Here is a 15,500-nt window from a genome sequence, read left to right as displayed (position 1 = left end):
TATGAGGTTAATCCCTTGAGTGACATGGCGAAAAACCTAATTCTCTGGCTGGTCATTGCCGTTGTGCTGATGTCAGTATTCCAGAGCTTTGGGCCCAGCGAGTCTAATGGCCGTAAGGTTGATTACTCTACCTTCCTGCAAGAGGTCAATCAGGACCAGGTTCGTGAAGCGAAGATCAACGGACGTGAGATTAACGTTACCAAGAAAGATAGTAACCGTTACACGACCTACATTCCGGTTAACGATCCGAAGCTGCTTGATAACCTGCTGACCAAAAACGTCAAGGTTGTCGGTGAACCGCCTGAAGAGCCGAGCCTGCTGGCTTCTATCTTCATTTCCTGGTTCCCAATGCTGCTGCTGATTGGTGTCTGGATCTTCTTCATGCGTCAAATGCAGGGCGGTGGTGGCAAAGGCGCCATGTCGTTCGGTAAGAGCAAAGCGCGCATGCTGACGGAAGATCAGATCAAAACCACGTTTGCTGACGTTGCGGGTTGTGACGAAGCGAAGGAAGAGGTTGCTGAGCTGGTTGAATACCTGCGCGAACCGAGCCGTTTCCAGAAGTTGGGCGGTAAAATCCCGAAAGGCGTCCTGATGGTCGGTCCTCCGGGTACCGGTAAAACCTTGTTGGCGAAAGCTATCGCCGGTGAAGCGAAGGTTCCATTCTTTACAATTTCCGGTTCTGATTTCGTGGAAATGTTCGTGGGTGTTGGTGCATCTCGTGTGCGTGACATGTTCGAACAGGCCAAGAAAGCGGCACCGTGCATCATCTTCATCGATGAAATCGACGCCGTAGGCCGCCAGCGTGGCGCTGGTCTGGGCGGTGGTCACGATGAACGTGAGCAGACGCTGAACCAGATGCTGGTTGAGATGGACGGCTTCGAAGGTAACGAAGGTATCATCGTTATCGCGGCAACTAACCGTCCGGACGTTCTTGACCCTGCGCTGCTGCGTCCAGGCCGTTTCGACCGTCAGGTTGTGGTTGGTCTGCCGGACGTTCGCGGTCGTGAACAGATCCTGAAAGTGCATATGCGTCGCGTACCACTGTCTCCGGATATCGATGCGGCAATCATTGCCCGTGGTACCCCTGGCTTCTCCGGTGCGGACCTCGCGAACCTGGTGAACGAAGCGGCGCTGTTTGCTGCTCGCGGCAACAAGCGCGTGGTGTCGATGGTTGAGTTCGAGAAAGCGAAAGACAAAATCATGATGGGTGCGGAACGCCGCTCCATGGTGATGACGGAAGCGCAGAAAGAATCTACCGCGTATCACGAAGCTGGCCACGCGATTATCGGTCGCCTTGTGCCGGAACACGATCCGGTACACAAAGTAACGATTATCCCACGCGGTCGTGCGCTGGGTGTGACCTTCTTCCTGCCTGAAGGCGACGCAATTAGCGCCAGCCGTCAGAAGCTGGAAAGCCAGATCTCCACGCTGTATGGCGGTCGTCTGGCGGAAGAGATCATCTACGGTGCTGAACATGTTTCTACCGGTGCGTCGAACGACATCAAAGTCGCGACTAACCTGGCACGTAACATGGTTACTCAGTGGGGCTTCTCCGATAAACTCGGTCCGCTGCTGTACGCTGAAGAAGAAGGCGAAGTGTTCCTGGGACGTTCTGTTGCGAAAGCTAAACATATGTCCGATGAAACGGCTCGTATTATCGATCAGGAAGTTAAGCTGCTGATTGAGCGTAACTATGACCGTGCGCGTCGTCTGCTGAACGAAAACATGGACATTCTGCACTCGATGAAAGATGCGCTCATGAAATATGAGACCATCGATGCACCGCAGATTGATGATCTGATGGCTCGCCGCGACGTGCGTCCGCCAGCGGGTTGGGAAGAACCGGGTTCTTCTAACAACAACTCTGGCAGCACCGGCAAGCCGAGCGCGCCGCGTCCGGTTGATGAACCACGTGCGCCGGACTCTGGCACCATGTCAGAGCAACTGGGCGACAAATAAGTTATCGTTGATGATGACCGTGTTTTAATTGAAAACCCTGGGGCTTGCTCCGGGGTTTTTCTTATCTGCATACTCAAGATTTTTACCAGGGATAAAACTATGAAACTCTTTGCTCAGGGTTCTTCACTGGATCTCAGCCATCCTCACGTCATGGGGATTTTAAACGTTACGCCAGATTCTTTTTCCGATGGCGGGGCGCACAACTCTCTGGTTGAGGCGGTAAAACACGCAAATCTGATGATTAACGCTGGGGCGACTATCATTGATGTGGGGGGGGAGTCCACGCGTCCGGGCGCTGCTGATGTGAGCGTGGAAGAAGAGCTGCAACGAGTGATCCCCGTGGTGGAGGCGATTGCTCAACGTTTTGAAGTATGGATTTCCGTCGATACCTCAAAACCCGAAGTGATTCGCGAATGCGCGCGGGTCGGCGCACATATCATTAATGACATTCGTTCACTCTCGGAACCCGGGGCGCTGGAAGCCGCCGCGGAAACCGGACTGCCGGTGTGTCTGATGCATATGCAGGGGCAACCGAAAACCATGCAGGAAGCACCAAAGTACGAGGATGTGTTCGCTGAGGTAAATCGTTACTTTGTTGAGCAAATAGCACGTTGTGAACGAGCCGGAATCACAAAAGATAAATTGTTGCTCGACCCGGGATTCGGATTCGGTAAAAATCTCACCCACAACTACACATTACTGGCGCGCCTGGCTGAGTTTCATCATTTTGATCTGCCGCTGCTGGTTGGAATGTCACGAAAATCAATGGTTGGTCAACTGCTGAATGTGGGGCCATCCGAACGCCTGAGCGGGAGTCTTGCGTGCGCGGTGATTGCCGCAATGCAGGGGGCGCAGATCGTTCGTGTCCATGACGTCAAAGAAACCGTAGAAGCGATGCGTGTGGTGGAAGCCACATTGTCTGCAAAGGAAAACAAACGCTATGAGTAATCGTAAATATTTTGGCACTGATGGGATCCGTGGTCGCGTAGGCGACACCCCAATTACCCCTGACTTTGTGCTCAAACTGGGGTGGGCGGCAGGAAAAGTGCTGGCACGTCATGGTTCACGAAAAATTATCATCGGTAAAGATACGCGTATTTCCGGCTATATGCTGGAATCTGCGCTGGAAGCGGGCCTGGCTGCCGCAGGTCTTTCTGCCTCTTTCACTGGCCCAATGCCAACACCTGCCGTTGCTTATCTGACGCGTGCTTTCCGTGCGGAAGCCGGGATCGTTATCTCCGCTTCGCACAACCCGTACTATGACAACGGGATCAAATTTTTCTCTATCGACGGCACCAAACTGCCGGATGCGGTTGAAGAGGCCATAGAAGCCGAGATGGAAAAAGCGATCACCTGCGTGGATTCGGCTGAGCTGGGTAAAGCCACCCGTATCGTCGATGCCGCCGGTCGCTATATCGAGTTTTGCAAAGGCACCTTCCCGAATGAACTGAGCCTGAGCGAGCTTAAAATTGTGGTGGATTGCGCTAACGGTGCGACGTATCACATTGCGCCAAATGTACTGCGTGAGTTGGGCGCCAATGTTATCGCTATTGGTTGTGAGCCAAACGGCGTTAACATCAATGAAGAGGTCGGCGCTACCGACGTCCGTGCCCTGCAGGCGCGCGTGATCGCAGAAAAAGCCGATCTGGGTATCGCGCTGGACGGCGACGGAGACCGCGTGATCATGGTCGACCACGAAGGCAATAAGGTCGACGGTGACCAAATCATGTATATCATCGCCCGTGAAGCGCTGCGTCAGGGACAACTCCGCGGTGGCGCGGTAGGCACGCTGATGAGCAACATGGGCCTTGAGCTGGCGTTGAAACAGTTGGGTATTCCGTTTGCCCGTGCGAAAGTCGGTGACCGCTATGTCCTGGAAAAAATGCAGGAAAAAGGCTGGAGTATCGGTGCGGAAAACTCAGGCCATGTGATCCTGCTGGATAAAACCACCACCGGTGACGGTATCGTGGCAGGTCTGCAGGTGCTGACCGCGATGGTGCGCAATCATATGAGTTTGCACGACCTGTGCAGCGGCATGAAAATGTTCCCGCAGCTGCTGGTTAACGTTCGTTATACCGCAGGTAGCGGCGATCCGCTGGAAAATGACAATGTGAAAGCGGTGATGGCAGACGTGGAAGCGGCGCTGGGTAATCGTGGACGCGTCCTGTTGCGTAAGTCTGGTACTGAACCATTAATTCGTGTGATGGTTGAAGGTGAAGACGAGGCGCAGGTAACTGAATTCGCCCACCGTATTGCTGATGCAGTGAAAGCGGCGTAAACACTGAAGACAGTGAGAGCCGGAGTCTGAGACTCCGGCTTTTTTTACTATACCGCCAGCGGCTGTTTACGTCGGCGTTGCCAGAAATACCCCCCGAGCATCAGCAGTACAAGGACTGCCAGCCACGGCAGAACCGCCAGTAAATGCCCTGACCGGGCAAAAGTCAGCGCAATCATTAGTAGCCAACCCCCGAGCATCGGGATCGCGGTGCGCTTGACAATATCTACTGGCGATACGCCGGCAATGCCCGCGATGGCAATGATGACGCCAGCAATGGGAGATAACGTACGACCAATACCCGCTGATATCTGGATAGGTAGCATCATCACTGCGATATCGCTGCCGATATGGCGGCTGATGTCCGGCACCATTGGGGCGAAGGAGAAAAATGCCGCATTTCCGGAACCCATCAGTGCTGAAATCGCAAAGGTGATAAGTGTCATCAACAGGATAATTGAGGCGGCGCTGAGACCAAATTCACCGGAAAGCGACAGCAGTGCGTCGACGGCGCCAATGGCTTTCAGTCCGGCAGAAAAAACTTCACCGGCGATAATCAGCGTCACCACGGTGGCAAAAACGCTGCCCATGCTGTCGAAAACCTTTTGTACGCCAGCCATGACTTCCCGGGCTTTACGATGACGTCCATACTCACAAACCAGCGTAATGGCCAGACTTATCAGTACGGCGGTATCCAGCGTAATTTTGAGCGAGCTGAACACTAAATCGCTGCACACCAGCATCAACACCAGCGGCAGCATGGGCAAAAACAGCCAGGCGATCGGGGCGTCGGCTTCTTCGGTCGACGTTAATGTCTGCATCTGCTGAGCCGCATTGTCACCGCTTTCCCGACGATCGAAAAAGCGTTGCACAACAATATGCAGCAGCGCGATGAAAAGGATAACGGGGACAACGATCGGCAACTGATCCTGCACGAAATAGTTCACGACCTCGATACCTGCGGTTTTGGCGGCGAGAACTGAGTTGCCGGAACCGGGACCAAACTCAACCGCACAGGTACTGGCGATAACGGCGGCAACGGCGGCGCGACTGCAGCCCAGTCGGGTCAGCAGTGGGTAAAGCGTCGCCATTAACAACAGGCCCAGTCCGGTAGCGCTGCTGATAAACAGCGACAGGAATTGACCCAGCAGCAGCGCCAGTCCCAACAGCAGATAAGGCGAGTTCAGACGCTGCAACGGACGAGACGTCACCCGAACCAGCACCTGGCTTGCGCCAATGGCCGACATATAGGTAGCGAAGCCACCAATCAACATAATTTGCAGCCCGAGGCCGCCGAGACGCACGCTCAGGGTATCGCGAATAAATTCAAAGGCGTCGAAGGGGCCAAAGCCGGTGCTTTTTTTCACCAGGCTACTGAGTGTCGTCATGCCACTAAAATGCGCGATCAGCAGGAGTATAATCCCGGTCAACAGCAGTACTGACTGGGGATGATACTTTTTGAGAATCAGACGTCCGGCAAAGATAATGGCGATTAGCGCCAGTAATAATGACATTCTCGCCTCCTCACTCAAAGTTGCCGGTGACCAGGCACTCGCCATCGCGCAGCAACGGTTTACCCGCAGCAAACAGATGGGCCAGCGAGAGGTCATCATTAAGTACGCAGATATCGGCACGTTCCCCGGCGCTGAGCACACCGCCGGAAATACCCAGCGAGCGTGCGACGTTTGCCGTCAACATGGCGATCGCCTGAGACACCGGAATTCCCACATCAATCAGGCGGGGAAGCAGGTTAAGGTTACCTGCGACCGGCGCCGCGCTTAAACCCTCCACGATACCCTGAGCGTTAAAGCGCGGTACGCTGCCATTGCCATCAGAACTGATCGTGATGCGCTCGGCCGGAACCTGCGCTTCCAGGGCGTGGAGGATCGCCTGCTCCTGAGGTGTAAAGCGGCTGCCGCCAGACGTAACGTCGATATGGCCGCCGCGATGGGCGAAAGCAATCGCCTGTTCGAACAAGGGTTCTGTTCTCGCCACATGCGTCGGCGAAATGTGGTGAATCGGAATGCCTGCATCACACAGCTCAAGCAGTTGCGACATCCCTTCCGGTAGATTCCCCAGGTGGACATGCAACAGCCCTTTTTTCCCGGCCAGTAAGGAAGAGACGCGGATATCGCTGACTATTCTCAGCAATTCCTGGAAAGAGGGATACGAACCGCGGTGATCGGCGAGCGCGATTTTTACGCCAAGAATCGCCGGAATAAATGCCATGTCATCGCGGATGGATCGCGTAATGGTCGGGCTGGGTACCGCGTAGGCTCCCGTGTGCATAAACGCACGCAGTCCTTCGAGATTAAGGGACTGCATTTTGGCGTAGAGATCTTTCGGTGAGCGAGAAATAGCGTCGGTACCCAACACGCCGACGACCGTGGTAATGCCCGCCTGAATCAGATCGCGCAGCTTGACGGCTGGCGTCCGACTGGCAAACCCGGCTTCCCCGCCGCCACCGGTAAGATGGACATGCTGATCGATGATACCAGGGATAACCCATTTACCCCGACAATCGATGACCTCTTTGACGCCATCAAAGAGTGAAATATCTTTTTCTATCGCCACAATTCGGTCGGCATGAATAAGCAGGGAGCAGAGGCCTAAATCCTCAGGGGAAAAAACACGGGCATTGGTCAGTAAAGTAAACATATCGGTCCTGTCAAACGTCGAGGGTGAGAGTCGGCAGGTGAAACGGAATATTGTTGTTATGACGCTCACCATAAAGCCATTACTATATCTATGACTATTACCGATTTGTTATTGGAGGATGCGGTTATGGCATGGTGGAGAGTTAAACGTGGATTGTAAGTGGCTGGAAGATTTTCTGGCGTTGAGTCAGCATGGAAATTACTCTCAAGCCGCTGCGCAGCGGCATATTACTCAACCTGCACTCAGTCGGCGTATTAAAGCTCTGGAAGAGGTGCTTGGCGTGCCATTGTTTGATCGGACCACGACTCCCGTCACGCTGACGCGCTATGGTGAACGTTTTGAGCCCTATGCCCGACACGTCCTCAGTACGTTAACAGAGGCGCGCCACGAGCTATCGGCGATGTCGCCCGCAACGGATAACACGCTGGTCATGGTCAGTCTGCATACGCTGTCGGTCAATATCCTGCCGGATATGATCAACTATTTACGCCAGAGTGAACCACAGCTCAATTTCACGGTAAATGCCAGTATTCAGGGGATAGACAATCACTTTAATGCGCTGATTGACCGGCAGATTGATTTGCTGGTGACATACGACTTACCGTCAGCGCAGCCGGGGCTGGAGATCGCCGGCGGATTAAGACGTTCGCTATGGCGATATGAACGATTTATTCCGGTTATTTCTGCACAGCTGGCGGATACGCTTGACGATCCGCAGGTGTCTATTCCGTGGCTCTGCTACAGCGACTATACCTTTGTCAGACGCATTATTGAGCCGGCAGAACAACGCGTCCGTCCGCGCCTGAAAAAAGTCTTTGAGAGCGGTTTAAGTGAAACGATACGCGAAATGGTGCTGCGCCAAATGGGAATGGCATGGTTACCCGAATCAATGGTGGCGGAAGAGTTGGTGAATCAGCAAGTTATTCACTGTTGGCCAGAAAATGGCGATCTGATTTGTGAAATCCCCGTTGTGGTATGGGCTAACCTTGACGATCAACGCGCAGTCATGCAGAGATGCTGGGAGAAATTGCTGCGTTTTTGATTGATATGGCGATTTTTTCCGCAGTTGATACAATGCTAACAAATTGCCCTTGCGAAGGTTATTCGCTTTGGTTAGTATTCACACCCGCTTCAGTGGGAAACAGTAAACATTCCCGCTTTAATGGTCGAAGCATTGTACGCGGCAACTCCGCAAGGAACAGGTTGATTATGCACGAAGCTCTTTTAGTAGTTTTCCTTATTGTGGCAATTGGCCTGGTAGGCTTGATCATGCTGCAGCAAGGTAAAGGCGCTGATATGGGAGCCTCTTTTGGCGCAGGCGCTTCTGGTACTCTGTTTGGTTCAAGTGGTTCTGGTAACTTCATGACCCGTATGACAGCTGTATTGGGAACCTTGTTCTTCATCATCAGTCTGGTGCTGGGTAACATGAACAGCAATAAGACCAATAAAGGAAGTGAGTGGGAAAATCTGAGCGCACCGGCGAAAACCGAGCAAACTCAGCCAGCTGCTCCGGCTCAGCCGACCAGCGATATCCCACACTAAGTATTCTGTACCGAGGTGGTGGAATTGGTAGACACGCTACCTTGAGGTGGTAGTGCCCTAACGGGCTTGTGGGTTCGAGTCCCATCCTCGGTACCAAATTCCAAAAAAAAGACGCTGCAAAGCGTCTTTTTTTTCGTCTGTTATTTATGGTTGTCTGTAGGTCGGATAAGGCGTTTACGCCGCCATCCGGCATTATTACAACGCCTGATGGCGCTACGTTTATCAGGCCTATAGACACCTTATATTCCGCGCATAAAAAAGGCCGCTTTCGCGGCCTTAGAATGCTAAATGTTTACTTCGCTTTGTTTTCCAGATTCTCAACCTGCGGCAGGCCGGTCGTTGAAGAGGCGGTCAACAGACCGGCTTTCGCGTAGCCGAACAGCTTCTCGCGGGTATCGGTGATGTCCAGATTACGCATGGTCAGCTGGCCGATACGATCGTCAGGTGAGAATACTGACTCGCCTTTCTCCATGGTCAGACGCTCAGCCTTATAGGTCAGGTTGTCGGACACGGTATTGAGGATCGAGTAGTCGTTGCCGCGGCGCAGCTCCAGCGTCACTTCGCCGGTGATCTGGCTGGCGACCCAACGCTGCAGACCGTCACGCAGCATCAATGCCTGCGAGTCGAACCAACGGCCCTGATACAGCAGTTTGCCCAACTGACGACCATGAGAGTGATATTGCTCAATGGTGTCTTCGTTATGGATACCGGTCAGCAGACGCTCGTAAGCGATGTGCAGCAGCGCCATCCCCGGGGCTTCATAGATGCCACGGCTTTTCGCTTCAATAATACGGTTTTCAATCTGATCGCTCATGCCCAGACCGTGACGACCGCCGATGCGGTTGGCTTCCAGCATCATTTCTACATCATCGCTGAAGGTTTTACCGTTTAGCGCTACCGGATGACCCTGTTCAAAGCGTACGGTCACTTCTTCCGCCGGGATCTTCACGCTCTCGTCCCAGAACTTCACGCCCATAATCGGGTTGACGATCTTGACGCTGGAGTTCAGGAACTCGAGGTCTTTCGCTTCGTGGGTCGCGCCGAGCATATTGGAGTCAGTGGAGTACGCTTTCTCGACAGACATTTTGTAGTCGAAACCGCAGGCGATCATAAATTCGGACATCTCATGGCGACCACCCAGTTCATCGATAAAATCGGTATCCAGCCATGGTTTGTAAATCTGCAGTTCCGCGTTGGTCAGCAGGCCGTAACGATAGAAACGTTCAATATCGTTGCCTTTATAGGTGCTGCCGTCACCCCAGATGTTCACGCCATCTTCTTTCATGGCGGCAACCAGCATGGTGCCGGTAACGGCGCGGCCCAGCGGAGTGGTGTTGAAATAGGTCAGGCCACCGGTGGTGTTGTGGAAGGCGCCGCACTGAATGGCAGCGATCCCTTCGGCAACCAGCTGCTTGCGGCAATCTACCAGGCGAGCATTCTCAGCACCATATTCCATTGCACGGCGAGGAATGCTGTCATAGTCATCCTCATCCGGCTGGCCCAAATTCGCAGTATATGCATATGGGACAGCCCCTTTTTGTCGCATCCACAGCAGTGCTGCACTGGTGTCCAGGCCGCCGGAAAAAGCGATACCAATACGTTGACCTACCGGGAGATGCTTGAGAATCGTCGTCATAAAATAAAACCCTGCTTGATAGACTGGTGAAGAGGTCGGCTTATTATACTAAATGCATTTTTATGCAAAATAAATGAGTTTTCATTTAATCATCTTTTCTGGATGACAGGAAGAGTTTAGTGACAATTTCGTTAAATAGCGGCGCGGATGGCATATTTATCTTGCTGGAGATGCGCTGGTAGGCATTCATTGATTTGCATAGTCGTAACAAGGTTGACATAACGCATAGTGAATCAATATACTGTGCGCAGATTTTACGTCCCGTCCTCGGTACCAAATCCCAGCAGTATTTGCATTTTTTACCCAAAACGAGTAAAATTTGCCACGTTTCAGGCGCGGGGTGGAGCAGCCTGGTAGCTCGTCGGGCTCATAACCCGAAGGTCGTCGGTTCAAATCCGGCCCCCGCAACCACTTTCCCTTAGAGTTCTTTTTCAAATATACTGTGAAGACTTAGGCCTTCGTAGCTGGATTTGAAAAAAATTCTTTCGGAAGGTTCTCCGAACCGCAGGTGCGGTTATAGGGTTCAGTTATCTAAAGCCCCGATTTATCGGGGTTTTTTGTTATCTGACTACAGAATAACTGGGCTTTAGGCCCTTTTTTTATGTCTTGGGGGTGGGCTTGTCCACATTAGAGCAAAAATTAACAGAGATGATTACAGCACCGGTTGAAGCTCTGGGCTACGAACTGGTCGGCATCGAATTTATTCGCGGTCGCACATCCACACTGCGCATCTATATTGATAGTGAAGATGGCATCAATGTTGATGATTGTGCTGATGTGAGCCATCAGGTAAGCGCCGTGATGGATGTCGAAGACCCAATCACCGTTGCCTATAACCTGGAAGTTTCCTCGCCGGGTCTCGACCGTCCTCTGTTCACTGCTGAACACTACGTGCGTTTCCTGGGGGAAGAAGTCACGCTGGTTCTTCGTATGGCGGTACAAAACCGTCGTAAATGGCAGGGCGTTATCAAAGCGGTGGACGGTGAGATGATCACGGTCACAGTCGAAGGTAAAGATGAAGTGTTCGCGCTGAGTAATATCCAGAAGGCGAACCTGGTTCCCCACTTTTAACAGTCTGGATTGAGGTGAAAAGCCCGCGATGAACAAAGAAATTTTGGCTGTTGTTGAAGCCGTATCCAACGAAAAAGCGCTGCCACGCGAGAAAATTTTTGAAGCGCTGGAAAGTGCGCTGGCTACAGCAACAAAGAAAAAATATGAGCAAGAGATCGACGTCCGCGTAGAAATCGATCGTAAAAGCGGTGATTTCGATACCTTCCGTCGTTGGGTAATCGTAGAAGAAGTTACCCAGCCAACTAAAGAAATTACGCTGGAAGCGGCACGCTTCGAAGACGAAAGCCTGAACGTGGGCGACTATGTTGAAGATCAGATTGAATCTGTCACCTTTGACCGTATCACCACCCAGACTGCGAAACAGGTTATCGTACAGAAAGTACGTGAAGCTGAACGCGCAATGGTTGTTGATCAGTTCCGCGAACACGAAGGCGAAATCGTTACTGGTGTGGTGAAAAAAGTTAACCGTGACAACATTTCCCTGGATCTGGGCAGCAATGCTGAAGCCGTGATCCTGCGTGAAGACATGCTGCCGCGTGAAAACTTCCGCCCTGGCGACCGTATTCGTGGCGTTCTGTACTCTGTGCGCCCGGAAGCGCGCGGTGCGCAACTGTTCGTAACCCGTTCCAAACCGGAAATGCTGGTTGAGCTGTTCCGCATTGAAGTGCCAGAAATTGGCGAAGAAGTGATTGAAATTAAAGCGGCTGCTCGCGATCCTGGCTCTCGTGCGAAAATCGCCGTTAAGACCAACGACAAGCGTATTGATCCGGTCGGCGCGTGTGTGGGTATGCGCGGTGCGCGCGTTCAGGCGGTCTCTACCGAACTGGGCGGCGAGCGTATCGATATCGTCCTGTGGGATGATAACCCGGCGCAGTTCGTGATTAACGCAATGGCGCCAGCAGATGTCGCTTCTATCGTGGTGGATGAAGACAAACACACCATGGATATCGCGGTTGAAGCCGGTAACCTGGCTCAGGCGATTGGACGTAACGGTCAGAACGTCCGCCTGGCTTCACAACTGAGCGGTTGGGAACTCAACGTAATGACCGTTGATGACCTGCAAGCGAAGCATCAGGCTGAAGCACATGCAGCCATCGATACCTTCACCAAATATCTCGATATCGATGAAGATTTCGCGACAGTACTGGTGGAAGAAGGTTTTGCGACGCTGGAAGAACTGGCCTACGTGCCAATGAAAGAACTGCTGGAAATTGACGGCCTCGATGAACAGACCGTTGAAGCGCTGCGCGAGCGTGCTAAAAACGCACTGACCACTCTGGCACTGGCCCAGGAAGAAAGCCTCGGTGATAACAAACCGGCTGACGATCTGCTGAATCTGGAAGGATTGGATCGCGATATGGCCTTTAAACTGGCTGCCCGTGGTGTTTGTACGCTGGAAGATCTCGCCGAACAGGGCATTGATGATCTGGCTGATATCGAAGGGTTGACCGACGAAAAAGCCGGTGAGCTGATTATGGCTGCCCGTAATATTTGCTGGTTCGGTGATGAAGCGTAATAAACTGTAGCAGGAAGGAACAGTATGACAGATGTAACCGTAAAAACGCTGGCTGCAGAGATACAGACCTCCGTGGATCGCCTGGTACAGCAATTTGCTGATGCAGGTATCCGTAAGTCTGCTGATGACTCTGTGTCCGCACAAGAGAAACAAACCTTACTGGCGCATCTGAACCGTGAGAACGGCTCAGCGCCGGATAAGTTGACATTGCAGCGTAAAACGCGCAGTACTCTCAATATTCCAGGTACCGGTGGGAAAAGCAAATCGGTACAAATCGAAGTCCGCAAGACACGCACCTTTGTGAAACGCGATCCGCAAGAGGCTGAACGCCTGGCCGCGGAAGAGCAGGCGCAGCGTGAAGCGGAAGAGCAAGCCCGTCGTGAGGCAGAAGAAGCTGCCAAACGCGAGGCGCAACAAAAAGCCGAACGTGAGGCCGCAGAACAAGCTAAGCGTGAAGCCGCTGATAAAGCGAAACGTGAAGCTGCGGAAAAAGACAAAGTGAGCAATCAACAGACCGACGATATGACTAAAACCGCCCAGGCCGAAAAAGCCCGCCGTGAAAATGAAGCCGCAGAACTGAAACGTAAAGCGGAAGAAGAAGCACGTCGCAAGCTTGAAGAAGAAGCTCGCCGCGTAGCGGAAGAAGCTCGCCGTATGGCGGAAGAAAACGAGAAAAATGGTGTGAATAACGCTGAACCTGTTGAAGATACCAGCGATTATCACGTCACGACTTCTCAGCACGCTCGCCAGGCGGAAGACGAAAACGATCGTGAAGTAGAAGGCGGCCGTGGCCGTACTCGCAGCGCGAAAGCCGCGCGTCCGGCGAAGAAAGGCAACAAACACGCTGAATCGAAAGCCGACCGTGAAGAAGCGCGCGCCGCAGTTCGTGGTGGTAAAGGCGGTAAACAGCGTAAAGGTTCCGCTCTGCAGCAGGGCTTCCAGAAGCCAGCTCAGGCTGTTAACCGTGACGTTGTGATCGGCGAAACCATCACCGTTGGCGAACTGGCTAACAAGATGGCGGTGAAAGGCTCTCAGGTCATCAAAGCGATGATGAAACTGGGCGCTATGGCGACCATCAACCAGGTCATCGACCAGGAAACCGCACAGCTGGTTGCCGAAGAGATGGGCCACAAAGTTATCCTGCGTCGTGAAAACGAGCTGGAAGAAGCAGTAATGAGCGACCGTGACACCGGCGCTGCGGCTGAACCGCGCGCACCGGTTGTAACCATCATGGGTCACGTTGACCACGGTAAAACCTCCCTGCTGGACTACATTCGTTCCACGAAAGTGGCTTCTGGCGAAGCGGGCGGCATTACCCAGCACATCGGTGCGTACCACGTTGAAACTGACAACGGTATGATCACCTTCCTGGATACCCCGGGTCACGCCGCGTTTACCTCCATGCGTGCTCGTGGTGCTCAGGCAACGGATATCGTGGTTCTGGTTGTTGCAGCAGACGACGGCGTGATGCCGCAGACCATCGAAGCTATCCAGCACGCGAAAGCGGCAGGTGTGCCGGTGGTGGTTGCAGTTAACAAAATCGATAAACCAGAAGCAGATCCGGATCGCGTTAAAAATGAACTGTCCCAGTACGGCATCATGCCGGAAGAGTGGGGCGGCGAGAGCCAGTTCGTTCACGTTTCTGCGAAAGCCGGTACCGGTATCGACGAACTGCTGGATGCGATCCTGCTGCAGGCCGAAGTGCTGGAGCTGAAAGCTGTTCGTAAAGGTATGGCGAGCGGCGCGGTAATCGAATCCTTCCTGGATAAAGGTCGTGGTCCGGTTGCTACCGTCCTGGTACGCGAAGGTACGCTGCATAAAGGCGACATCGTACTGTGTGGCTTCGAATACGGCCGCGTGCGTGCGATGCGTAACGAACTGGGTCAGGAAGTTCTGGAAGCAGGTCCGTCCATTCCGGTGGAAATCCTCGGTCTGTCCGGCGTTCCGGCTGCCGGTGACGAAGTGACCGTGGTGCGTGACGAGAAGAAAGCCCGTGAAGTTGCACTGTATCGTCAGGGCAAATTCCGTGAAGTTAAACTGGCTCGTCAGCAGAAATCTAAACTTGAGAACATGTTCGCCAACATGACCGATGGCGAAGTTCACGAAGTGAACGTCGTACTGAAAGCTGACGTACAGGGTTCTGTAGAAGCGATCTCCGACTCCTTACTGAAACTGTCTACCGACGAAGTGAAAGTGAAGATCATCGGTTCCGGCGTAGGTGGTATCACTGAAACCGACGCGACCCTGGCTGCGGCGTCCAACGCGATTCTGGTTGGCTTCAACGTCCGTGCTGATGCTTCTGCGCGTAAAGTGATCGAATCTGAAAGTCTGGATCTGCGTTACTACTCCGTCATCTATCATCTGATCGACGAAGTGAAAGCGGCGATGAGCGGTATGCTGTCTCCGGAACTGAAACAGCAGATCATCGGTCTGGCTGAAGTGCGCGATGTGTTTAAATCACCGAAATTTGGTGCGATCGCGGGCTGTATGGTTACCGAAGGTACTATCAAGCGTCACAACCCAATCCGCGTCCTGCGCGACAACGTGGTTATCTATGAAGGCGAGCTGGAATCCCTGCGCCGCTTCAAAGATGACGTTAACGAAGTCCGTAACGGTATGGAATGTGGTATCGGCGTTAAGAACTACAACGACGTTCGCGTTGGCGATATGATCGAAGTGTTCGAGATTATCGAGATCAAACGTACCATCGCATAATCTTCGTCGTCTTTTGGACCGCAATTTGCAGCCCAAAATTCTTAGAAGATGATTAGGTGTTGGCCGGGTAAGCGAAGCGCCACCCGGCAAGAAATTTAAAAAGGGGCTTATGGCCCCTTTTTTGTCTT

The 15,500-nt window shown here is 52.9% G+C and carries 11 protein-coding genes and 2 tRNA genes; 10 read left to right on the top strand and 3 right to left on the bottom strand.

All coding sequences use genetic code 11. From position 1 onward, the window contains the following. The first annotated feature begins 24 nt into the window (after window positions 1-24). The 3 genes from ftsH to glmM all read left to right on the top strand — a co-directional run bounded on the left by ftsH (window position 25) and on the right by glmM (window position 4,237). The gene (gene ftsH / locus FDX11_RS24010) at window positions 25-1,959 is read left to right on the top strand and encodes an ATP-dependent zinc metalloprotease FtsH (protein ID WP_003025013.1); all 1,935 of its coding nucleotides are present in this window, start codon (window positions 25-27) and stop codon (window positions 1,957-1,959) included. A gap of 99 nt (window positions 1,960-2,058) precedes the next feature. Beyond that, complete coding sequence (gene folP / locus FDX11_RS24005; protein WP_042311280.1) at window positions 2,059-2,907, top strand: dihydropteroate synthase; 849 nt, start codon at window positions 2,059-2,061, stop codon at window positions 2,905-2,907. Then, window positions 2,900-4,237 carry a phosphoglucosamine mutase gene (gene glmM / locus FDX11_RS24000; protein ID WP_079225931.1) on the top strand — a complete coding sequence of 446 codons (1,338 nt, stop codon included), beginning with the start codon at window positions 2,900-2,902 and terminating at the stop codon, window positions 4,235-4,237. The genes folP and glmM overlap by 8 nt, the downstream gene beginning before the upstream one ends. A 47-nt stretch (window positions 4,238-4,284) precedes the next feature. Here the strand turns inward: glmM and dcuC are convergent, their stop codons facing one another. Together dcuC and iadA are read right to left on the bottom strand one after the other, a co-directional pair. Next, window positions 4,285-5,748 (bottom strand): C4-dicarboxylate transporter DcuC, encoded by a 1,464-nt coding sequence (dcuC, locus tag FDX11_RS23995; protein WP_137398640.1) that lies wholly within the window; start codon window positions 5,746-5,748, stop codon window positions 4,285-4,287. Between the two features lie 10 nt (window positions 5,749-5,758). Next, window positions 5,759-6,892, bottom strand: a complete 1,134-nt coding sequence (iadA, locus tag FDX11_RS23990) for a beta-aspartyl-peptidase (protein WP_137398639.1) — start codon at window positions 6,890-6,892, stop codon at window positions 5,759-5,761. Window positions 6,893-7,040: 148 nt separating this feature from the next. On the opposite strand from iadA, the gene FDX11_RS23985 reads away from it, so the two are divergent. The 3 genes from FDX11_RS23985 to FDX11_RS23975 all read left to right on the top strand — a co-directional run bounded on the left by FDX11_RS23985 (window position 7,041) and on the right by FDX11_RS23975 (window position 8,530). After that, complete coding sequence (locus tag FDX11_RS23985) at window positions 7,041-7,934, top strand: LysR family transcriptional regulator (RefSeq protein WP_137398638.1); 894 nt, start codon at window positions 7,041-7,043, stop codon at window positions 7,932-7,934. A gap of 167 nt (window positions 7,935-8,101) precedes the next feature. After that, complete coding sequence (gene secG / locus FDX11_RS23980; RefSeq protein WP_006687886.1) at window positions 8,102-8,434, top strand: preprotein translocase subunit SecG; 333 nt, start codon at window positions 8,102-8,104, stop codon at window positions 8,432-8,434. 9 nt (window positions 8,435-8,443) lie between these two features. Beyond that, window positions 8,444-8,530, top strand: a tRNA-Leu gene (locus FDX11_RS23975). 196 nt (window positions 8,531-8,726) lie between these two features. Here the strand turns inward: FDX11_RS23975 and argG are convergent. Next, a complete protein-coding gene (gene argG / locus FDX11_RS23970; RefSeq protein ID WP_079225934.1) occupies window positions 8,727-10,070 on the bottom strand; it encodes an argininosuccinate synthase in 1,344 nt (447 codons plus the stop codon). A 334-nt stretch (window positions 10,071-10,404) separates the two neighbouring features. On the opposite strand from argG, the gene FDX11_RS23965 reads away from it, so the two are divergent. The 4 genes from FDX11_RS23965 to infB all read left to right on the top strand — a co-directional run bounded on the left by FDX11_RS23965 (window position 10,405) and on the right by infB (window position 15,372). Then, window positions 10,405-10,481, top strand: a tRNA-Met gene (locus tag FDX11_RS23965). A gap of 207 nt (window positions 10,482-10,688) precedes the next feature. Further along, window positions 10,689-11,141, top strand: coding sequence for a ribosome maturation factor RimP (gene rimP / locus FDX11_RS23960; protein ID WP_003024996.1), 453 nt, complete (start codon window positions 10,689-10,691; stop codon window positions 11,139-11,141). Window positions 11,142-11,169: 28 nt separating this feature from the next. Continuing rightward, window positions 11,170-12,657 (top strand): transcription termination factor NusA, encoded by a 1,488-nt coding sequence (gene nusA / locus FDX11_RS23955; protein WP_042311270.1) that lies wholly within the window; start codon window positions 11,170-11,172, stop codon window positions 12,655-12,657. Window positions 12,658-12,681: 24 nt separating this feature from the next. Beyond that, window positions 12,682-15,372 (top strand): translation initiation factor IF-2, encoded by a 2,691-nt coding sequence (infB, locus tag FDX11_RS23950; RefSeq protein WP_042311268.1) that lies wholly within the window; start codon window positions 12,682-12,684, stop codon window positions 15,370-15,372. Window positions 15,373-15,500 lie beyond the last annotated feature (128 nt).

Origin of the sequence: Citrobacter sp. wls714, assembly GCF_005281025.1 — a bacterium.
In the GTDB taxonomy this organism is placed as follows: domain Bacteria; phylum Pseudomonadota; class Gammaproteobacteria; order Enterobacterales; family Enterobacteriaceae; genus Citrobacter; species Citrobacter werkmanii.
The sequence above is the reverse complement of the archived record's forward strand: the minus strand, read 5'-3'. Positions and strand labels throughout refer to the sequence as shown.

Excerpts from the sequence above, each read along its gene's own strand:
- ftsH (WP_003025013.1), top strand. The coding sequence starts at position 25 with ATGGCGAAAAACCTAATTCTCTGGCTGGTCATTGCCGTTGTGCTGATG.
- folP (WP_042311280.1), top strand. The coding sequence starts at position 2,059 with ATGAAACTCTTTGCTCAGGGTTCTTCACTGGATCTCAGCCATCCTCAC.
- glmM (WP_079225931.1), top strand. The coding sequence starts at position 2,900 with ATGAGTAATCGTAAATATTTTGGCACTGATGGGATCCGTGGTCGCGTA.
- dcuC (WP_137398640.1), bottom strand. The coding sequence starts at position 5,748 with ATGTCATTATTACTGGCGCTAATCGCCATTATCTTTGCCGGACGTCTG.
- iadA (WP_137398639.1), bottom strand. The coding sequence starts at position 6,892 with ATGTTTACTTTACTGACCAATGCCCGTGTTTTTTCCCCTGAGGATTTA.
- secG (WP_006687886.1), top strand. The coding sequence starts at position 8,102 with ATGCACGAAGCTCTTTTAGTAGTTTTCCTTATTGTGGCAATTGGCCTG.
- argG (WP_079225934.1), bottom strand. The coding sequence starts at position 10,070 with ATGACGACGATTCTCAAGCATCTCCCGGTAGGTCAACGTATTGGTATC.
- nusA (WP_042311270.1), top strand. The coding sequence starts at position 11,170 with ATGAACAAAGAAATTTTGGCTGTTGTTGAAGCCGTATCCAACGAAAAA.
- infB (WP_042311268.1), top strand. The coding sequence starts at position 12,682 with ATGACAGATGTAACCGTAAAAACGCTGGCTGCAGAGATACAGACCTCC.